Annotated in this window: 16 protein-coding genes; 5 read left to right on the top strand and 11 right to left on the bottom strand. The window is 60.8% G+C overall.

The window, feature by feature from the left end; genetic code table 11:
- Positions 1-57: 57 nt before the first annotated feature.
- Together AC1DYF_RS20430 and dusA are read left to right on the top strand one after the other, a co-directional pair.
- On the top strand, positions 58-744 hold the full coding sequence (locus AC1DYF_RS20430) for a TerC family protein (protein ID WP_477878592.1): 687 nt from the start codon (positions 58-60) through the stop codon (positions 742-744).
- Positions 745-746: 2 nt separating this feature from the next.
- The gene (gene dusA, locus AC1DYF_RS20425; protein WP_477878591.1) at positions 747-1,775 is read left to right on the top strand and encodes a tRNA dihydrouridine(20/20a) synthase DusA; all 1,029 of its coding nucleotides are present in this window, start codon (positions 747-749) and stop codon (positions 1,773-1,775) included.
- Between the two features lie 12 nt (positions 1,776-1,787).
- On the opposite strand, the gene AC1DYF_RS20420 is transcribed toward dusA, so the two are convergent.
- Positions 1,788-2,612, bottom strand: a complete 825-nt coding sequence (locus tag AC1DYF_RS20420; protein WP_477878590.1) for a c-type cytochrome — start codon at positions 2,610-2,612, stop codon at positions 1,788-1,790.
- Positions 2,613-2,622: 10 nt separating this feature from the next.
- Positions 2,623-3,291: a glutathione S-transferase family protein gene (locus tag AC1DYF_RS20415; protein WP_477878589.1), complete on the bottom strand. Its 669-nt coding sequence runs from the start codon at positions 3,289-3,291 to the stop codon at positions 2,623-2,625.
- 111 nt (positions 3,292-3,402) lie between these two features.
- Between AC1DYF_RS20415 and AC1DYF_RS20410 the strand changes: the two genes are divergently transcribed.
- Together AC1DYF_RS20410 and AC1DYF_RS20405 are read left to right on the top strand one after the other, a co-directional pair.
- Positions 3,403-4,347 carry a LysR family transcriptional regulator gene (locus AC1DYF_RS20410; RefSeq protein ID WP_477878588.1) on the top strand — a complete coding sequence of 315 codons (945 nt, stop codon included), beginning with the start codon at positions 3,403-3,405 and terminating at the stop codon, positions 4,345-4,347.
- Positions 4,348-4,425: 78 nt separating this feature from the next.
- Positions 4,426-6,315: an O-linked N-acetylglucosamine transferase, SPINDLY family protein gene (locus AC1DYF_RS20405; RefSeq protein WP_477878587.1), complete on the top strand. Its 1,890-nt coding sequence runs from the start codon at positions 4,426-4,428 to the stop codon at positions 6,313-6,315.
- A gap of 17 nt (positions 6,316-6,332) precedes the next feature.
- On the opposite strand, the gene AC1DYF_RS20400 is transcribed toward AC1DYF_RS20405, so the two are convergent.
- The 9 genes from AC1DYF_RS20400 to AC1DYF_RS20360 form a co-directional block, all read right to left on the bottom strand.
- On the bottom strand, positions 6,333-7,943 hold the full coding sequence (locus AC1DYF_RS20400; RefSeq protein WP_477878586.1) for a glycoside hydrolase family 43 protein: 1,611 nt from the start codon (positions 7,941-7,943) through the stop codon (positions 6,333-6,335).
- Positions 7,944-8,026: 83 nt separating this feature from the next.
- Positions 8,027-9,061, bottom strand: a complete 1,035-nt coding sequence (mgrA, locus tag AC1DYF_RS20395) for an L-glyceraldehyde 3-phosphate reductase (protein WP_477878585.1) — start codon at positions 9,059-9,061, stop codon at positions 8,027-8,029.
- A gap of 95 nt (positions 9,062-9,156) precedes the next feature.
- Positions 9,157-10,290 (bottom strand): Gfo/Idh/MocA family protein, encoded by a 1,134-nt coding sequence (locus AC1DYF_RS20390; RefSeq protein WP_477878584.1) that lies wholly within the window; start codon positions 10,288-10,290, stop codon positions 9,157-9,159.
- 10 nt (positions 10,291-10,300) lie between these two features.
- Positions 10,301-11,062, bottom strand: coding sequence for a sugar phosphate isomerase/epimerase family protein (locus AC1DYF_RS20385; RefSeq protein WP_477878583.1), 762 nt, complete (start codon positions 11,060-11,062; stop codon positions 10,301-10,303).
- A gap of 41 nt (positions 11,063-11,103) precedes the next feature.
- A complete protein-coding gene (locus AC1DYF_RS20380; RefSeq protein ID WP_477878582.1) occupies positions 11,104-13,548 on the bottom strand; it encodes a beta-mannosidase in 2,445 nt (814 codons plus the stop codon).
- 253 nt (positions 13,549-13,801) lie between these two features.
- Entirely contained in the window at positions 13,802-14,899 is a 1,098-nt protein-coding gene (locus AC1DYF_RS20375; RefSeq protein WP_477878581.1) for an ABC transporter ATP-binding protein, read from the bottom strand.
- A 4-nt stretch (positions 14,900-14,903) separates the two neighbouring features.
- Positions 14,904-15,800: a carbohydrate ABC transporter permease gene (locus AC1DYF_RS20370; protein WP_477878580.1), complete on the bottom strand. Its 897-nt coding sequence runs from the start codon at positions 15,798-15,800 to the stop codon at positions 14,904-14,906.
- On the bottom strand, positions 15,797-16,696 hold the full coding sequence (locus tag AC1DYF_RS20365; protein ID WP_477878579.1) for a carbohydrate ABC transporter permease: 900 nt from the start codon (positions 16,694-16,696) through the stop codon (positions 15,797-15,799). The genes AC1DYF_RS20370 and AC1DYF_RS20365 overlap by 4 nt, the downstream gene beginning before the upstream one ends.
- Positions 16,697-16,801: 105 nt before the next feature.
- On the bottom strand, positions 16,802-18,034 hold the full coding sequence (locus tag AC1DYF_RS20360; RefSeq protein WP_477878578.1) for an ABC transporter substrate-binding protein: 1,233 nt from the start codon (positions 18,032-18,034) through the stop codon (positions 16,802-16,804).
- A 429-nt stretch (positions 18,035-18,463) separates the two neighbouring features.
- Here AC1DYF_RS20360 and AC1DYF_RS20355 point away from each other — a divergent pair, with 429 nt between their 5' ends.
- Positions 18,464-19,504 carry a LacI family transcriptional regulator gene (locus tag AC1DYF_RS20355; protein WP_477878577.1) on the top strand — a complete coding sequence of 347 codons (1,041 nt, stop codon included), beginning with the start codon at positions 18,464-18,466 and terminating at the stop codon, positions 19,502-19,504.
- Positions 19,505-19,506 lie beyond the last annotated feature (2 nt).

The raw sequence follows: 19,506 nt of genomic DNA, 5'->3' as shown, positions 1-19,506 counted from the left end.
GTGGCTGAGCCACGACGTCAACCCGATCGCAGCCCTGAAACGGAGTTTCGCTTCCCCATGCTTGGACTGGATTACGCCGCAGTCGTCGCCTTGATGCAGGTCATCATGATCGATCTCGTGCTCGCAGGCGACAATGCGATCGTGATCGGCATGGCCGCCGCCGGCCTGCCGTCGAGCATGCGCAGGCAAGCCATCCTCATCGGTATTCTCGCCGCAACAGTGCTCAGGATCGTCTTCGCGCTCGCCGCCACCTGGATGATGCAGCTTGTCGGCCTGATCCTGCTCGGCGGCATCCTGCTGCTCTGGGTGTGCTGGAAGATGTATCGCGAGCTCACCACGCCCGAGCATAAGGTGCATGAGGCGCAAGAAGCGCTTGCTGGCAGGGACGACAACCACGATGGCGTGGTCGGCGCCCGCCCCGGCACCAAGACACTGCGGCAGGCGGTGACGCAGATCATCATTGCCGACGTCTCGATGTCGCTCGACAATGTGCTGGCAGTCGCGGGCGCGGCGCGCGAACATGTCTGGGCGCTGATCTTCGGGCTCGGCCTTTCGGTCGTGCTGATGGGCGCGGCCTCGGCAGTCATCGCCAAGCTTCTGGGACGCTACAAGTGGATCGCCTGGATCGGCTTCCTGATCATCGTCTTCGTCGCGATCCGCATGATCTATGACGGCGCCGACGAGGTGTTCGGCGGTGCGCTTCCCAACATCCCGCTGATCTCGGGTGCGGTATCGGGACACTGACCATGTATGCCGCGGCACTCGAAACCGGACAGAAGATCTTCTCAGTCGCGCCGATGCTCGACTGGACGGATCGGCATTGCCGTTTCCTGCATCGGCTGCTGACCCGAGAGTCTCTGCTTTACACCGAGATGATCGTCGCTGACGCAGCCATCCACGGCAAGCGCGACCGACTGCTCGGCTTCGATGCAGCAGAACATCCGGTGGCGTTGCAGCTCGGCGGCTCGGATCCGGCGAAACTCGCCCAAGCCGCACGCATCGGCGCCGATTTCGGCTATGACGAGATCAATCTCAATGTCGGTTGCCCCTCAGACCGCGTCCAGTCCGGCACGTTCGGCGCCTGCCTGATGCGCGATCCCGATCTTGTGGCGCGCGGCGTCGCGGCGATGAAGGCAGCCGTCTCCATTCCCGTCACCGTCAAGTGCCGGATCGGCGTCGACGAGCAGGATCCGGAAATCGCTCTCGACGACCTCGCCGCCCGCGTCCTCGATGCCGGCGCCGATGCGCTCTGGGTGCATGCCCGCAAAGCCTGGCTGCAGGGCCTGTCGCCGAAGGAAAACCGCGACATCCCTCCGCTCGATTACGACCGCGTCTATCGCCTGAAACAAAAATATCCGCATGTCTTCATCGGTATCAATGGCGGCATTGCCGACCTCGACCAGGCGCAAGCGCATCTTGGCCATGTCGACGGCGTCATGCTCGGCCGCGCCGCCTATCACGACACGGCGATCCTCGGCGAAGTCGATCACCGCTTCCACGGCGAGCCGGTCGCCGCGATCGACTGGCTTTTCATTCGCGATGCGATGATGGAGCACGCCGCCCGCCATATCTCCGCCGACGGCCGGCTGTCCAATGTCACGCGCCACATGATCGGCCTGTTCAGCGGTGTCGACGGTGCCCGCAAATACCGCCAGATCCTGTCATCCGACGCCACACGCCGAGACGCGGGACCGGAGGTGATTGCGCGTGCTTTCGCGGCGGTGGGGATCGGCGAGACCATCGTGCCCGCCTCTCCCGCTTTGGCGACGGCCTAACTCGCCTCCGCGCTATTCTTCTTTATTCAGATAGTCATAGAGTGCCCGCCGCTCCGTTTCGGAAAAATGCGAGAACTCGTTGCGTGCCGTCTCCGTCATCAGTCCGAGGTCGCGGCCGCCCTTACCTTTGCCTGTGGAGAACAGCGTCGAAAACTCATCGAATGTATAGCTCGATACCATCGTCCTGAGCGGCGGCGTCTTCATGCCAAAACCGTTGTCATGTTCGCTGTCGAGATTATGGCAATGCGAGCAGGTGACGCTGACTAGGTATTTACCGAGATCCGCCGGTCTGCTCCTGCCCTGTTCGAAGACACGGACATGGTCGGCCTCATAGGGGATCTGGTTGGTGGCCAGCGCGACGCGGCCGAGCGGACCCCATTCGCTTGCGCTCGGCTGGTGATCCGGCAACAGCTTGCGGCTTCGCATGAAGGTGATGATGGCGGCAATATCATCATCGGAGAGATTGGCGTAGGTGGCGGCCGGCATGGCGATGACGCCGGTGCCGTCCTTCTTGACGCCGCGGCGGATCAGCCGCTCCAATTCGCTGTCGGTATATTGCGGAATCATCCGCGTAAGATTGGGCGCCACCAGCCGGCCGACATTGTCGGCCTGGAAGATGACATTGCCCGCCTCGCCGTGGCAGCCAAGGCACATCATGCTGCGGGCCCGACGCTCTGCCTCGCCGGGCGCAAAGCTGAATTTCGTCGCATCGAAGGCGACGAGCGGCGCGTCATAGGTTCGGGTGCGCCTGAGCTCCGACATCACATAGACGCCGGAGACGGCAAGAAGCACGATCGCCGCGAGAGCCGTGGCAATTCGCAATAGCCATTTTCTCATCGATTCCCCCTCAAGCGACTTTCTGGGCCGACGCCTGCGCCAGCATGGATTCGAAGGTCGCATAGGCCGGCGCCCAGCCCTTGTGGTGGCGGAGTGTCCTCAACCAGCGACGAATGTTCGGATAGTCGGCGAAGTTCATGCCGGCGGCATAGCCGAGCGTCACGTTTGCAGCACCCACATAGTCCGCCAACGTGATCCGATCGCCACAGACATAGGCATTGGGACCGATCATGTGATCGTTGAGCACTTTCAGATATTTGTCGCTGCCGCTCTTGCCGATCGCCCGCACCGTGCCGAGCGTGGCTGGATCCATCGACAGGAAGGCCGGCAGGATGTGGGTATAGGAGAGCAGCGCGCAGTGATAGATATGGAAATTGGTCTTGAACCAGCTGACCGCCTCATCGACCTTGGCGCGATCACGAAGATTAGCCGAGTAAACATCCAGGCCACGCTGCTGCGCCAGATACTGGATGATGACCGTGCTCTGGGCGAGCCGGAAGCCGCAGTCCTCGACAAGAACCGGGACTTCGCGGTTCGGGTTGACGGCGCCGAAGCTGGCTTCATGGTGCTCGCCTTTGGCAAGCGAAATCTTCCTCCCCTCGAATTCGATGGCATGGTCATGGAGAAAGAAAGTGACGATGCGCGACGATGTCGACGCGGGATCGTAAATCAACTGCATTGTGAGCCTCATTTGTAAAACTTGTTTCGGAGCACTCTCCTGCTTTGCATTACGGATGAAATCAAAATTTCAATTTGCAAAATCATTCTGCAATAATGCATAACGACAGACATGGACTGGAACGATCTCAAATATTGCGCCCATGTCGTCCGCGAGGGCTCGACACTGGCGGCCGCCCAGGTGCTGAAAATCAGCCAGACGACGGTGATGCGCCGCATTGCCGCGCTCGAGAAAGTACTCGGCTACGAACTGTTCGAGAAGCGACGCACGGGTTACGTTCCCACCGATGCGTTGAAAGCGCTGCTGCCGCAGCTCGAAGCGATCGAGGCGGCGCATGCCGCCTTCGAAGATGAAGCGGCGCATACCGGGCGCAGTATGAAGGGTAAGGTGCGGCTGACGGCACCCGAATTGCTGATCACCCATTTCGTCGGCAGCGCGCTGGTCGCCTTTGCCCAGGAGCATCCGGAGATCGAGGTCGAGCTGTACACCAGCGACGCCCTTCTCAACCTGACGCGCGGCGAGGCGGATATTGCCATCCGCGCCAGCGATCCGCCGACCGAACCGTCGCTGTTCGGCCGCCGGATTGCCGGCGACGAATGGAGTATTTGCTGCAGCAGAGCCTACGCTGAGCGCAATGGAATTCCGCGTACGCTCGACGAGCTGCATCACCATCCGGTGATCACAGTGATCGAGGGCCGCTTCGAAGGCCCGGTCAGCGAGTGGCTCAGATCGCATGTGCCAAAGGAAAGGTTCGCTTTCCGCCACAACAGCCTGATGACCATCTATTCCAACATGCGGGCCGGGCTGGGCGTCTCGCCCTGCCCCGATATGCTGTCCGCAGTTGATCCGGACATCGTCCGCTGCATGCCGCTGCCGGTGAGCAGCGGCAAGGAAGTCTGGGCGCTGGCGCCGCAGCGGCTGCGCAAGGCGCAACATGTGCGCATCCTCCTGGATTTCCTCGCCAGCCATTTGACGAACGCGTTGCGTCAGGGGGAAGCGCGACTCACCACGCAGGCCGCGGTCTGGAGACATCCCGTCACCTCAACACAAGGCTGAGCGTCTTTATTGAGCGGACCATGCCGCGATTCGTTCATTCAACCGCGGCCACCGACAGATATTTCTCGGGAACCGCCGATGCAGCTTTACCGACAAGCCCTCGATGCCTACCAGGCCGACGATCTTCCCTCCGTCTTCGCCCTGATCAACGAGGCGATGCAGTCCCCCGCCACCCGACACCCGGAAATCTTCGAACTGCTCGGCCACGCGCTGGTGAAATCCGAAATGCCTGCCGAGGCGGCGGAAGCCTATGAAATGGCCGCCGACCGGACCACGGACAGCGATGCCGGTTACCGCTATTTCAAACAGGCCATGCAGGCGGCCGACAGAGCCGGCAACGAGGAAAAAGCCTTCCTGCATGCCATGCAGGCCAACAAGCGCATCCCCGACGATCCGGACGTGATCTTCGTCCTCGTCAAGGCTTTTCGCGCCCGCGGCGAGGCGGAACTGCTGGAGCATTTCAAGAACCGGCTGACGGCCAGCGACAATCCGGAACATCTCAAACTCGCCGCCGAACTGATCAGCGCCGAAACCCGCAATCCCTTCAATCTCGGCCTGTTCAAAAAACTGATCGCCCACTATCCGGACGATCATTTCACCCATTTCAAGCTGATGTCGGTGGCGCGCGAATTCTGCGACTACGATACAGTCGCCGCCGAAGAGGCCTGGCTGGAACGTGAGATCAAAGCCGGCCGCGAATGGGTGTTCGAAGGCCAGACGCAATTCGCCAACTTGCTGCATTGCGAGGACGAGAGGCTCAACCGGCTGGCGCGCAACAATATCTGCATCAAGGGCGACCCCTCACCCCAGGCCACGGCCCGCCGTCGCACCATGCCGCATCGCTGGGATGAAAAACTCCGCATCGGCTATTTGTCCAACGATTTCGGTTCGACGCATGCCACGATGCGGCTGGTGCGCAACGTGCTCGAACTGCATGACCGCCAGCGTTTCGACGTGACGCTCTACTGCTACACGTCCGACAGTCTGATCGAGCGCGACGACGGCGGTCGCGCCGATTGGGGCAGGATCGTGCCAGTCCGGCCGCTCGGCGTCGAGGCGATCGCCGAGCGCGTTCGCGCCGACGGCATCGACATCCTCGTCGACCTCAAGGGACATACCGGTGATTCCCGCTGCCATGCGCTCAATCACAGCGCGGCACCGATCCAGGTCGCCTGGCTTGGCTTTCCCGGCTCGACCACGGGCGTCGATGTCGACTATGTCATCGGCGACCACGTCCTCCTGCCGGACAGTTCAAAGCCGTTCTACCACGAGAAATTCGTCCGCATGCCGGCGAGCTACCAGCCCAACGACCGCGGCCACCGTCCGCTGCCGCCGGCGGCGCCGCGCGCCGAACTCGGCCTGCCCGAAGACAAATTTGTCTTCGCCACCTTCAACTCCAACCGCAAGATTACGCGAAGCAATCTCGATCTCTGGGCCGAGATCCTGCGTCGGGCACCGGATTCAGTGCTCTGGGCGATGATCTATCACGATTTCGGCCGCACGAATTTTCGCGACTATCTCGCCAAACAAGGCGTCGCGCCCGATCGTGTCATCTTCTGCGACGCCACTGGTTATGAAGCGCATATTGCCCGCGCCCAGGCCGCCGATCTCTGCCTCGACAACTGGCCATACAATGGCCACACGACGACCTCGGACATGCTATGGGCCGGTCTGCCGGTGCTGACCAAGCGCGGCACGAATTTCGCTTCACGAGTCTCGGAAAGCCTTTTGAACGCCGTCGGCCTGCCGGAACTGGTGGCGCGCGACGAAAGACATTTCGCTGATTTCGCCGTCGAACTGGCGACGGGCCGCCAGCATCTCGGCAGCTTGCGGCGGCGTCTTGTCGCGGCTCGGCCGACGGCGCCGCTCTTCGATCCGCAGGCTTTCACCACGGCATTGGAAAGCGCCTACGCACAGATGGCCGAACGCGCAAAAAATGGCTTGCCGCCCGATCATTTCGATGTCTAATCGCGCGGTGTCCGTCGTCACAGACGCTCATAGGAAAACCGATCGAAATCGGCATATTGCGCCCTGCCGCTGGTGTCATAGGCGAACATGCCGACAAAGGCTCCCGTAAAGGAACCGTGCTCGCCAACGCCGCCTTCGTCCGACACCACGCCGCCATCCAGCACCGGGCCGAGCGACTGCCACGCCGTCTCGCCGTCGGCATGCCAGAAGAATTGCAAGTCGTTGTCTCGCACTTCTGCTGCGAGATGGATGCGGCCTGCCGGCAGCGCGATCCCATCTTCGACCGGAAAGGTGAGCCTGCCGGCCGGATAGTCTCCCGGGCATGACTGGATCGTCAATGACCGGCCAAGCTCCTCATGCCAGGTGACGGCAAGCGCGTGGAACTTGTAACGATTGTAGTAATAAGTCAGGCCGGCAGCCTGCTGGTAGGTGTCCGGCGCAAACTCGACCACCGTTTCGGCACGGAAGCAATGATCCTCCTGCCGGCGCGCGACAGCCGCGAATTCGAACCAGGAGCCGATGCTTTCCCGGCCATGCAGGCGCAGGTGCCCCGCGCGTTCACCGAGCGAAAACAACCGCTCCGGTTCCGGCGTCCGCAGCCATTGGAAATCCGCCGGCAGGTCCGGCGCATCGAAATCACTGACAACAATCCTGGGCTTTGCCTTGGTCTCCGCATTGCCCGGCGCAGGCACATCGACCGCGGGCACCAGCCCGCCATGCGCGAGCCGCAACCAACCATCCTCGCCCCAAACGCATTTCTGTAGGGCGGTCTCACGACCAAGCGTGCAGCGCCGCTGCGGCGGCAGCGGCCGGCCACAGAGATGGGTGACGTAGACCTCACCGTCGGGCGTCTCGACATATTGACCGTGGCCGGCGCGTTGCAGCGGCGCCTCCGGCGCATCCTTGGAGGTCAGCAGATATTTTTCCGGATGCGTTTCATAAGGTCCGGTGACGTCGCGCGAACGGCCCATGGCAATGGCATGCTCATAGCCGGTGCCACCCTCGGCGGCGGTGATGTAGTACCAGCCGTTCTTCTTGAACAGATGCGCGCCCTCGACAAGCCCAAGATCGGTGCCGCCGAAGATGTTGTGGGCCGGACCGACAAGCCGCTTCGTCTTCGCATCCCATTCCTGGCAAAGGATACCGTCAAAGGCCGGATGCCAGCCGGGCGTATTGAATGCCCTCTTACGATGGTTCCACTGCATCTGGATGAACCATTTGCGGCCATCGTCGTCATGGAAGAGCGACGGGTCGAAACCGGCGGAGTTCACATAGACCGGATCGGACCACGGCCCCTCGATCGACGCTGCGGTGACGATATAGTTATGCGTGTCCTTGAACGAGCCTTCGAAGCGCTTGACGTCGGTATAGACCAGCCAGAACAGGCCGTCGGCATAGGACAGGCACGGCGCCCAGACGCCGCAGCTGTCGGGATTGCCGCGCATGTCGAGCTGCGCCTTGCGATTCAGCGGCCGGCTGACAAGCGTCCAGTTCGCCAGGTCGCGCGAATGGTGGATCTGCACGCCGGGAAACCATTCGAAGGTCGAAGTGGCGATGTAATAATCCTCGCCGACCCGCACGATCGACGGATCGGGATTGAAGCCCGGCAGAATGGGATTGCGGATCATCTTACCATCTCCTCCAACATGCGGTACGTACATCAGAATTCTGGCGAAATATGCCCGGACGTTTCCGCCCGGGCATTCGCGATTTATGCGCGTTCGGCCGACTTGGCCCAGAGATTGATATCTGCCTCCTTGGCGTAGACATCGATCTCTTTCAGCTCACCGGCGGTGAACTCGGTATTGTCAAGCGCTGCGACGCAATCGACGATCTGCGACGCGCGGCTGGCGCCGATCAGCGCCGAGGTGACGCGGCCGCCGCGCAGCACCCAGGCGATTGCCATCTGCGCCAAGGTCTGGCCACGCCGGCCGGCAATGTCGTTGAGCTTCTTGATATTGTCGATGATCTCGGGGCGGATGAATTCGCGCTTGAGGAAGTGGTTCAGTGCCGCGCGGCTATCGTCCGGAATACCGCTGAGATATTTGGTCGTCAGCATGCCCTGCGCCAAAGGCGAGAACACGATCGAGCCGGCGCCGACATCATCGAGCGTGTCGAGTAGCTTGTCATCCTCGACCCAGCGGTTGAGCATCGAATAGCTGGGCTGATGGATCAGCAGTGGCGTACCCATCTCCTTGAGGATTTTGGCCGCCTCGCGGGTGCGCTGCGAATTGTAGGAGGAGATGCCGACATAGAGCGCCCGGCCGGAGCGGACGATATAGTCGAGTGCGCCGCAGGTTTCTTCGAGCGGCGTCTCCGGGTCGAAGCGGTGCGAATAGAAGATATCGACATAGTCGAGGCCCATGCGCGCCAAGCTCTGGTCGCAGGAGGCGACGAGATATTTGCGGCTGCCCCATTCGCCATAGGGCCCGTCCCACATCTCGTAGCCGGCCTTGGAGGAAATGATCAGCTCGTCGCGCAAGCCGGCAAATTCGGTGCGCAGAATTTCGCCGAAGGCGGACTCGGCGGTGCCCGCAGGCGGGCCGTAATTGTTGGCGAGGTCGAAATGGGTGATGCCGAGATCGAAGGCGGTGCGGCACATGTCGAGCTTGCGCTCATGCGGCGTGTCGTCACCGAAATTGTGCCAGAGGCCAAGCGAGACCGCCGGCAGCTTCAGGCCGCTGCGGCCGACGCGGTTATATTTCATCTTGTCGTAGCGAGTGTCGGCGGGTTGCCAGGCGGCCATGAGTCTTCTCCAATTGTATGAGGAATGAGCCTGTTTAGCGCCATCGGGCTTTCCCCCACAAGAGGGAAAGCCGTTGTCACACAATTATCACCTGCTCAGCGCAGCAGCGCCTTGGCTTCGTCTATGCCGAAGGCTGCGGGCTGGCTACAGCTCGTCGCGATGTCGACTGCCCTGCCCTCGTCCGCCGATTTCAGGATCGAGGTCAGCACGTCGATCGTATGCAGCGACCGGTCGAGCGAGCAGCGATAGTCGCGGGCATCCTCCACGCCGGCCATCATGTCCGACAGGCCGACGCCGCGGTAATTGGCCTGCGTGCCCCAATCGAACTGATAGTTCTTGGCGGTCAACGGATGGTCCCAGACCTCGACTTCCTTGGGATCGCGATCCGTGCCGGCCACTTCGACCTTGCCGCCGAAGAAATTCGGATCGGGGACGAAGATCGCACCATCGGTGCCGTAGAGCTCCATGTTCTGGTGGCGGTGCGCCCAGACGTCCCAGCTCGCCATCAGCGCCACTTGCGCGCCGGAGACGAATTCCAGGATCGCATGCACATTGGTCATGACGATGACCGGCACCTTTTCGCCAGTGCGCGGGCCGTTGGAGATGGTGCGTTCCTGCTTGGTCTTGTTGGCAAGGGCCGTGACGCGCTTCACCGGGCCGATCAGGTTCACCAGGTTGTTGACGTAATATGGCCCCATGTCGAGGACCGGACCGCCACCGGGCTTGAAGAAGAAGTCCGGATTGGGATGCCACATTTCCATGCCCGGTCCGAGCACATGCGCAGTGCCCGACATGATCTTGCCGACCCTGCCGCTGTCGATCAGGTGGCGGCAGAACTGGTGCGAACCGCCGAGATAGGTATCCGGGGCCGAGCCGACGCGCAGGTTCCTGGCGGCGGCAATATTGCGCAGGTCTTCGCCCTGCTGCAGCGTCAGCACGAACGGCTTTTCCGAATAGACATGCTTGCCGGCTTCGAGCGCCTGCCGGGAGACCGGATAATGCGCGTCGGGAATCGTCAGGTTGACGATCACGTCGACATCCGGATTGGCGAGCAGGTCGCTGATTTCCTGCGCCGGCACGCCGAATTCTTCCGACCGTGCCTTGGCGGCCGCCATGTTGATGTCGGTGCAGGCGACGATCTTGAGATTGTTGTAAAGCGGTATCAGCCGGAAATAAGCGGCAGAGATATTGCCGCAGCCGATGATGCCGACGCCATATTCCTTCGTCATGGGATGTTCCTCAGAATGTCTTGATGGTTTCGATCGAGCGGCTGGCGCAGCGCACCAGGTCGGACGGATTGTCATGCTCGACGACGAAATGCCGCGTCTTGGTCGCCTTGCAGGCGGACCACAGATCCTTCCAGTCGACGACACCATAACCGACATCGGCCCAGCCGCCCTCGTCGACATTCTCGCCAGCCGGCGCGATGTCCTTGACATGGATCGAGGTGATCCGGTCCTTGTAGTCATTCAAAAATTTCTTCGGATCGGCGCCACCGCGAATGACCCAGGCGACGTCGATCTCCCAGGAAAGTCCAGGAGCGGATTCAAACATGCGATCATGCGGCAAGGAGCCGTCCGGCAGTGCTACGAATTCGAAATCGTGGTTGTGCCAACCGAATTCGAAGCCGGCATCCTTGAACGGTTTGCCCGCCTGGTGCAGCCGGACGCCCAACGCCTTCCAGCCATCCGCATCCTTCGGCCGGTCTTCAGGCATCAGGAAGGGCGCATAGATGGAATCCATGCCGAGCGTCTTCGCCAGTTGAATGACGCGCTGCGGCTCACTTTCGAGCTGGTCGATGCCGAAATGGCCGGTGGTCATCGTCAGGCCATTGGCATCGAGATCGGTCTTCAGCGCCTTGACACCATCGGCATCGAGCGACGCATAAATGCCGCCAAAGCCTTCGACTTCCTTGTAGCCAAGCGAGCCGAGCAGCGCCAGCGTGTCGGAAAGCGGCGGATAGTTGCGGGCGCTATAGAGCTGGAAAGAGACGTCTGTCATAGGTTCGTTCCTTCTGATGCGGGCCGGGATTGCCCTGATGTTTATTCCGTTGCCTGGCAGGACTGCAGGTCGCGCACGATAAAGTTCGGCGTCATGCCTTCTTCCTGCGGCGTAAAGATGATTGTCCGGCTCTCGCCGGCGAGCATGTCGAAGGCATTGTCGGAAAAACAGCCTTCGCAATCGGCCTCGATCATTATGAACAAGGACAGGCCAGCCGATGCCAGTGTGATCTCGTAGCGGCCATCAATCGCCACCACGGTATGGCTGAGCCCGGACTGCTCCAGGTCGAGCGCCTTATAGGTGTTCACCACATGGTGACCCCTGCTCTCGGCGCCCGAAGAGGTATGGACATCCCAGAACAACAGGTGGTTTTCCGGAATGGCCTGCAGCGGAAGCGAGGCCAGCGTCATCGCCTTGTCGGGACGGCAGGTGGCCTTGGCCGATTGCAGCGGCGACGCCTTGCCGTCGAGCGAGACCGTATAGAAGGCCGCCCCGATCTCGATATTGTCTTCAATATCATTAATCATCACCATATCGAGCACGTCACCACTCGGTGATGGGATGGCAAACAGCGCCACCGGCGCGAAGAAACGTCGCGCCTGGTAATGCATGGCCTTCCAGTTGCCGCCGTAGTCGAGGCTTGCCCAGGAGGCCACGGGCCAGGTGTCGTTGAGCTGCCAGATGATCGTGCCCATGCAATGCGGCTTCAGCGACCGCCAATATTCCACCGCCGTCTTGATCGCCAGGCCCTGCTGAATCTGGCTGAGATAGACGAAATTGGAGAAATCCTTGGGGAAGCGGAAATAGCGGAACATTGTGCCCGCGATCCGCTCATTGCCGCCGGCATTCTTCTGGTGCACCTCCATCACGGGAGAGGCAATGTTGACGTCTTTCCTGTCGGCGAATTTCGAGATCAGCAGGTTCGACGTGTAGGACTGGAAGCCGAATTCCGAGCAGAAGCGCGGCTTGACGGTGCGATAGTGATCGAAAGATTTATTCTCGTGCCAGACCGACCAGAAATGCATGTCGCCGGCACCATCGGCGTGCCAGGCATCGCCGAAATTCAGATAGCCGCAGGACGGGCTCGATGGCCACCAGATCGCTTCCGGATCGGCCTTGCGCATGGCCACTTCGATCGTCCGGTTGAGTCGGTCATAAGAGACGAGATAGCGGTCGCGGTCCTTCTTCGACACGTCGAACCAGGTGAGCGCGCCGACCAGTTCGTTGTCGCCGCACCAGAGTGCGATCGAGGCATGGTGCTGCAGGCGCTTGACCTGGTAGTCGATCTCCTTCTCGACATTGGCCAAAAAATCCGGCGTCGAGGGATAGAGATTGCAGGCGAACATGAAGTCCTGCCAGATCAGCAAGCCGAGCCGGTCGCAGATGTCGTAGAACCAGTCGTGCTCATAGAAACCGCCGCCCCAGATGCGGATGATGTTCATGTTGGCGTCGACGGCGGATTGCAGCAGCGCCTCGGTCTTTTCCGGGCTGGTGCGGGAGAAGAGCGCATCGGCCGGAATCCAGTTGGCACCCTTGCAGAATACTTCACGACCATTGACGCGGAAGGCGAAACGGTTACCGGCCTCGTCCTTGTCAGTCAGATGCTCGATCTTGCGGAGACCGATCTGTCGGGTGGCCGTCTCCCCCGGGATGCCCACCACCAGCGCGTAGAGATGCTGCTCGCCACTGCCCGCCGGCCACCAGAGTTTCGGCTTGGAGACGGAGAAGCTATGGCGGACGATCGTCTCGCCGATGCCAATATGCGCATTCAGGCTGGCTTTCTCGCCGCCGAAGTCGAGTTCCAGCGGCACGATCTCCGGCTCGACGGCAAACAGCGTGATAGCGACTTCAAGATCGACGGAGCCGTTTGGCTGATGAATTTGCCTTGTGGTGACATGCTCGATCCGGGCCGGATCGAGCTTGCGGAGCGCGATCGTGCCATAGAGGCCCGAGGGCGCCAGCGCGATGTTCCAGTCCCAGCCGAAATGACAGGCCGGCTTGCGCAGCATGTTGCCATAGGGGATCGGTGAGTTCGCGGCAATCCACGGCACTTCGAAGGGCTGTGCGTCATAGACTTTCTTGCCCTCGGAGATCGGCGAGTGCAGCGTCACTTCGATGACGTTCTCACCGGCTTTCAGCGTGCCCGAAACATCCGGCCGATAGCGCCGGAAGCAATTGTCCGCCTCGAGCACGACCACGCCATTGATCCGCACGGTCGCGACGGTATCGACGAAATCGAGGTCGAGATACCAGTGGCCGCCGATGTCGATATCGGCAAGGGCAAAACTCCGCGCGACCGTCCATTGTCGCTCGGCCACCCATCGCACGGCGGTCTCGTTCTTGCCGAAATACGGGTCAGGAATAACGCCTTCGGCCTGCAGGGCCGAATAGATGTCACCGGGCAGTGCAATCGTCAGGTCCGGACGTTGGCCTTCCGCGGAAAGCGACCAGGTGCCGGAAAGGTCGATGGGTGCGGTGTCGGGCATGGCATTCTCACGTCTCGGTTCACATCGTTCGGCGTCGTTAGATCATCGTCGGGAGGATGTGGCACCCCCCTCTGCCCTCCTGAGCTTGTCGAAGGGCGGGCATCTCCCCCTCAAGGGGGGAGATTTGCAAGCGGCGCGCCCACCGCCCCATCGAAAACGTCGAGGTTGGCACGAGCGGCCGCCACGAGTCGATCTCCCCCCTTGAGGGGGGAGATGCCTGGCAGGGCAGAGGGGGTAAACCCCGCACTCCCCGCTAAATCCTCAACTCCGTCTCTGCATCGAACAATGACGCCAACCCCATATCAAAGGAAAGCTTAACCTTCGATTCAGCGGCATAGCGCCGGGCGCCGGCGATGCGGACGCCGACCTTGCTCAGCCCGGCGAATTCCATCCAAAGCAGGTTGTCGGCGCCCATCGGCTCCTCGATATTGACGACGGCGTCAAAGGTCTGCTTCGCCTGAACCTCATCAACACCGATATGTTCCGGCCGTACCCCAAGGACAACCTTGCGGCCCGGCGTCAATTCGCTCTCGGCATGATAGCCGGCAAGCGGAATGCGCACCCCGCCTGTGCTCACCACCGGCCCGCCCTCGCCCGCCTCGACGGTACCCTTGAGGAAGTTCATTGACGGCGAGCCGATAAAGCCGGCGACGAACAGGCTCTTCGGCTTGTTGTAGATCGTCGTCGGGTCGGCGAGCTGCTGGATGATGCCGCTCTTCATGATGGCGATACGGTCAGCCAGCGTCAGCGCCTCGATCTGGTCGTGGGTGACATAGATCATGGTGTTCTCCAGCTGCCGGTGCAGGAGCTTGATTTCGACGCGCAGTTCCGAGCGCAGCTTGGCGTCGAGGTTGGAGAGCGGCTCGTCGAACAGGAAGACATCGACATCGCGCACAAGGGCACGCCCGATCGCCACGCGCTGCCGCTGGCCACCGGAAAGCGCTGCCGGCTTGCGGTCGAGGAGCGGCTGGATCTGCAGGATTTCCGCCGCTCGTGCGACGCGCTTTTCGATCTCGGCCTTCGGCAGGCCGGCGATCGAGAGGCCGAAGGACAGGTTCTTGCGCACCGACATCTGCGGATAGAGCGCGTAGGACTGGAACACCATGCCGATGCCACGGTCCTTCGGCTCTTCCCAGGTGACGTTCTTGCCCTTGATGAAGATCTGCCCTTCCGAGATCTCCAGGAGGCCGGCAATGCAATTGAGCAGCGTCGACTTGCCGCAGCCGGACGAGCCGAGCAGGACCAGGAATTCGCCGTCGTGGATCTCGAGGTTCAGGTCCTTGAGCACGCTGACGGCGCCGAAATTCAGCGACAGATCCTTGATGGAAACGCTGACACTGTTGGTGTTCATTCTCTCAACCTTTCACCGCGCCGGCGGCAATGCCGCGGACGAAGAGCCGTCCGGAAATGAAGTAGATGATCAGCGGCACAGCACCGGTGAGCAGCGTCGCCGCCATGTTGACGTTATATTCCTTCACGCCCTGGACGGAATTGACGATGTTGTTGAGCTGTACCGTCATCGGATAGGTGTCGGGATGGGTATAGACCACGCCGAACAAGAAGTCGTTCCAGATGCCGGTGATCTGGATGATCATCGAGACGACGAAGATCGGGATCGACATCGGCAGCATGATGCGGAAATAGATGCCCCAGAAGCCCGCGCCATCGACGCGCGCCGCCTTGAACAGTTCCGGCGGCAGCGACGAGAAGTAATTGCGGAAGAGCAGCGTATTGATCGGCATGCCGAAAATCGTGTGGACCACGATCAGGCCGGTCAGCGAGCCATAGAGGCCAAAAGTGCGCAGGATGATGACCACTGGGTAGAGCATGACCTGGTAGGGGATGAAGGCACCGATCAACAGCACCGAAAATACCGCTTCCGCGCCCCAGAAGCGCCAGTTCGCCAGCATGTAGCCATTGATCGAGGCGATCACGATCGACAGGATCACCGACGGCACGGTGATGCGCACCGAATTCCAGAAGCCTTTGCTGAGACCGGTGCAATCCAGCCCAGTACAGGCCTCCGCCCAGGCCTTTATCCACGGCTCGATGGTGAAATGCTGCGGCAGCGAGAAGATATTGCCGAGCCGGATTTCGTCCATGTCCTTGAGAGAGGTGGCGATCATCACGTAGATCGGCACGAGATAGTAGATCGAAACGATGATCAAGAGCCCGTAGACGAAGATATTGCGGCCCGAAATCAACGGCTTGGGCTTGGGGCCGGAGGGGCCTGAAAATGTCGCGTCCGTCATGCTTTCCTCCGGCGTCCGAATTCGAGATAGGCCCAGGGGGTCAGGATGATCGCCACCGACAGCAGCATCATCGTCGAAGCGGCGAAGCCCTGGCCGAGATTCTGGGCATGGAACATGTATTCATAGACATATTTTGCCGGCACTTCCGACGCGATGCCCGGCCCGCCTGATGTCTGCGCCACGACGAGGTCATAGACCTTGACGATGCCGGCAGCGATGATGACCAGCGTGGTGACCAGCACCGGGCGCATCATCGGCAGGATGATCGAAACATAGGTGCGCCACGTCGGAATGCCGTCGACGCGTGACGCCTTCCAGATATCTTCATCGATGCCGCGCAGGCCGGCAAGCATCAGGCACATGACAAGGCCCGTTCCCTGCCAGAGGGCCGCGATCAGGATGCCGAAAATGACGATGTCGGCATTATAGAGCGGATTGAAGTCGAAGCTCGTCCAGCCAAGCGAGCGCACGATGTGCTGCACGCCGAGGTCGGGGTTCAATATCCATTGCCAGACAAGGCCGGTAACGATGAAGGACAGCGCGAACGGATAGAGCAGAATGGTGCGGAACGTGTTCTCGAAACGGATCTTCTGGTCGAGCAGCACGGCGAGGACAAAGCCGATCAGCAGCGAGAAAACCAGCATGCAGGCGCCGTAGATGAACAGATTTCCGACTGCCACCGTCCACCGTGGCGTCGCCCACAGCCGCTCGTACTGCGCGAGCCCGACGAAATGCAGGCGCGGCAACAGCTTTGAATCGGTGAAGGAATAGACGACTGTCCATATCGTGCCGCCCAGGAAGACGACCAGGGCCGTGAAAATCAACGGTATAGCCGCGATCTTGGCGGAAAGATTGTGCAGGAGCCGGCTCGGGCGCCTGGCGGCTTTATCGGCCATGTGATGCCTCCGGAAACTCACCTCGGGAGGAAGCAGCCTCGCCGCCACCCGGAAAATGTCCCGGCAACCGCATGACGGCGCCGGGACCTTGGGAGGAGCTCGCGCTTACTGAGCGCTTGCGATGATGTCGGCGAAGCGCTTCTGCGCTGCTTCCGGCGTCAGTTCCGGCTTGGCGAAGAACTCGGCAAACAGGTCATTGATCTGCGTGTTGGTGTCTTCGGTCAGCATCTGCGGGGTATCCGGAATGATGTTGCCCTTGGCGAGGATGTCGAGACCCTTCTTCATGCAGTCATTGGCTGCATTGAGGTCGACGTCGCCACGCACCGGCACCGAGCCCTTCTTCAAGTTGAAGGCAACCTGGGTCGCCGGGCTCAGCATGATGGAGGCAAGAAGTTCCTGCGCCTTGCTCTTTTCCGGGTCATTCAGCTTGGGGAAGTAGAAGGAGTCGCCGCCGGTCGAGATCAGCGCGTTGACGCCGAGGCCCGGAAGGCAGGTATAATCCTTGCCGGCAACCTGCTTGGCCACCTGGAATTCACCCTGCGCCCAGTCGCCCATGATCTGTCCGCCGGCCTGGGCGGTGATCACCATATTGGTCGCCTGGTTCCAGTCCTGCACGTTGGATTTCGCTGCCATTTTGCGGGCATCGTCCGCCGCCTTGAACACTTTGGCAACTTCCGGGCCGGCCGCCAGCTTGGCGTCCTTGTCCTTGTAGACCTTCAGATAAATGTCCTTGCCGGCGATGGCTGGCATCAGCACGTTGAAGACGCCGGAGGTCTGCCAGGACTGGCGGCCGAGCGCCAGAGGAACAATGCCGGCCTTTTCGAGCGCGGGAGCGTCGGCGACATATTCGTCCCAGTTCTTCGGAACCGGCACGCCGGCCTTCTGGAAGGCGGCGTTGGAGAGCCACAGCCACTGCCAGGAATGGATGTTGACCGGCACGCAATAGACCTTGCCGTTGACCATGCATTCGGTGAGCAGGTTCTTGGGGCGGATCACTTCGGCCCAATGTTCCTTGTTGGCGAGATCGGTCAGGTCGCGCATCAGGCCGGCCTGCACCAGCTCTTCCGCCTGGCGGCCGTGGTTGAACATCGTCGCACCCATCGGATCGCCGCCGGTGATGCGGCTGATCATGATCGGGCGAGCCGTGTCGCCGCCGCCGGCAATAGCGCCGTCGACCCATTTATTCCCCGTCGCATCGAATGCCTTGGCAAATTCCTTCACCGCCGCGGATTCGCCAGCGGATGTCCACCAATGTGTCACTTCAAGATCGGTCGCATGCGCAGCGCCGGCAAGCGCCACCGAGGCCGCGAGCGCGGCTGCGAAATAACGGACTTTCATGAGTTTTCCTCCCTCACTGAAACGTTGCCGGAAAAACTTATGCGAAATGTCCGGACGCCGCAACAGGCTTCTGAAAAAAATTTTTCGCAGTCCGAAATAATACAACCAAAGGGTGATTAAACGGCAAGAATTTTCTTAAATCGTTTAAAATATGCGCATACTCCACAATACGAAAATGTGAGTTAAATCTCATAATATCAAATACTTATTTTGTACAAATGACGAATTTAAAATACATTTCCATCTCGCAGGCGCAAAATTTTTCCGCAACGCACGGCGATGCAGCCTGGAATTGATTTTCTCTTCACGCCTAAAAAACCGCTCGACATTTCTCCTGTATCGTTACAGATTTTTGCCCGGGTGGAGGAAGGCATGGCGCAATAGTGCAAGATCACCTAGACAGCGCGGCATGCGTTCGGGAAGGCAAAAATGAAGCATAATCAGCACTTAGGTCACGGGCTGGCGCCGGGGGAACGGCCAACCCTGAAGACCATCGCCTATATGACCGGGCTGGGGGTCACCACTGTGTCGCGGGCGCTCAAGGATGCGCCTGACATCAGCCAGGAGACCAAGGAACGGGTGCGCCTGGTCGCTACCCAGATCGGCTATCATCCAAACCGCGCCGGCGTGCGCCTGCGCACCGGCAAGACCAATGTCATCAGCCTGATCCTCAGCATCAATGAAGAGCTGATGGGGCTCACCTCGCATATCGTCTACGGCATCACCGAAATTCTTGCGAGCACCAATTACCACCTGATCGTCACACCCTACGGCACCGACCGCGATCCGATGGCGCCGGTCCGCTACATCCTCGACACCGGCTCGGCCGACGGCGTCATCCTCTCCTCGACCGAACCCGACGACCCGCGCATCCGGCTGCTCACCGAACGCAATCTGCCCTTTGCCACCCATGGCCGAACGCAGATGGGCATCGTCCACCCCTATCACGATTTCGACAACGAAGCTTATGCTTATGAGGCGGTGCAGCGGCTGGCGGAAAGGGGCCGCAGCCGGATCGCCATCATCGAGCCGCTGCCGCAATTCACTTTCTACCATCATATGCATGCCGGCTTCCTCAAGGGATTGCGCGAATTCGGCGGCACGCAGGTCGAACTGCCCGGCGCCAGTATTCACGATTCCTTGCAAACCATCTACGACGCCACACTCGCCATGCTCTCCGCCCATCCCGAGACCGACGCAATCATCTGCGGCTCCAGCGCCGGAGCAGTCGCGATCGCCTCGGCAATCGAGGCGAGCGGGCGCAAAGTCGGCACTGACATAGACATGGTCTCGAAACAGCCGGCCGATCTGCTGCGCTTCATGAAGCCGGAGATCATGACCGTGGCCGAGGACATCCGGCTGGCAGGCCGCGAACTCGCCAAGGCCGTCATCGGCCGAATAGAGGGCGTGCCGGCGGAGCGGCTGCAGAGCGTAAGCCTGCCGGATGGGAGGTTGGTCTATCCGAGTTGAGG

It is taken from the genome of Rhizobium sp. P2_G9 (assembly GCF_056403475.1).
This window is presented reverse-complemented; position numbering and strand designations above follow the sequence as displayed.

Excerpts from the sequence above, each read along its gene's own strand:
- AC1DYF_RS20400 (WP_477878586.1), bottom strand. The coding sequence starts at position 7,943 with ATGATCCGCAATCCCATTCTGCCGGGCTTCAATCCCGATCCGTCGATC.
- AC1DYF_RS20405 (WP_477878587.1), top strand. The coding sequence starts at position 4,426 with ATGCAGCTTTACCGACAAGCCCTCGATGCCTACCAGGCCGACGATCTT.
- AC1DYF_RS20365 (WP_477878579.1), bottom strand. The coding sequence starts at position 16,696 with ATGGCCGATAAAGCCGCCAGGCGCCCGAGCCGGCTCCTGCACAATCTT.
- AC1DYF_RS20415 (WP_477878589.1), bottom strand. The coding sequence starts at position 3,291 with ATGCAGTTGATTTACGATCCCGCGTCGACATCGTCGCGCATCGTCACT.
- AC1DYF_RS20410 (WP_477878588.1), top strand. The coding sequence starts at position 3,403 with ATGGACTGGAACGATCTCAAATATTGCGCCCATGTCGTCCGCGAGGGC.
- AC1DYF_RS20430 (WP_477878592.1), top strand. The coding sequence starts at position 58 with ATGCTTGGACTGGATTACGCCGCAGTCGTCGCCTTGATGCAGGTCATC.
- AC1DYF_RS20370 (WP_477878580.1), bottom strand. The coding sequence starts at position 15,800 with ATGACGGACGCGACATTTTCAGGCCCCTCCGGCCCCAAGCCCAAGCCG.
- AC1DYF_RS20360 (WP_477878578.1), bottom strand. The coding sequence starts at position 18,034 with ATGAAAGTCCGTTATTTCGCAGCCGCGCTCGCGGCCTCGGTGGCGCTT.
- AC1DYF_RS20420 (WP_477878590.1), bottom strand. The coding sequence starts at position 2,612 with ATGAGAAAATGGCTATTGCGAATTGCCACGGCTCTCGCGGCGATCGTG.
- AC1DYF_RS20355 (WP_477878577.1), top strand. The coding sequence starts at position 18,464 with ATGAAGCATAATCAGCACTTAGGTCACGGGCTGGCGCCGGGGGAACGG.
- AC1DYF_RS20385 (WP_477878583.1), bottom strand. The coding sequence starts at position 11,062 with ATGACAGACGTCTCTTTCCAGCTCTATAGCGCCCGCAACTATCCGCCG.
- AC1DYF_RS20390 (WP_477878584.1), bottom strand. The coding sequence starts at position 10,290 with ATGACGAAGGAATATGGCGTCGGCATCATCGGCTGCGGCAATATCTCT.
- mgrA (WP_477878585.1), bottom strand. The coding sequence starts at position 9,061 with ATGGCCGCCTGGCAACCCGCCGACACTCGCTACGACAAGATGAAATAT.
- AC1DYF_RS20380 (WP_477878582.1), bottom strand. The coding sequence starts at position 13,548 with ATGCCCGACACCGCACCCATCGACCTTTCCGGCACCTGGTCGCTTTCC.
- dusA (WP_477878591.1), top strand. The coding sequence starts at position 747 with ATGTATGCCGCGGCACTCGAAACCGGACAGAAGATCTTCTCAGTCGCG.
- AC1DYF_RS20375 (WP_477878581.1), bottom strand. The coding sequence starts at position 14,899 with ATGAACACCAACAGTGTCAGCGTTTCCATCAAGGATCTGTCGCTGAAT.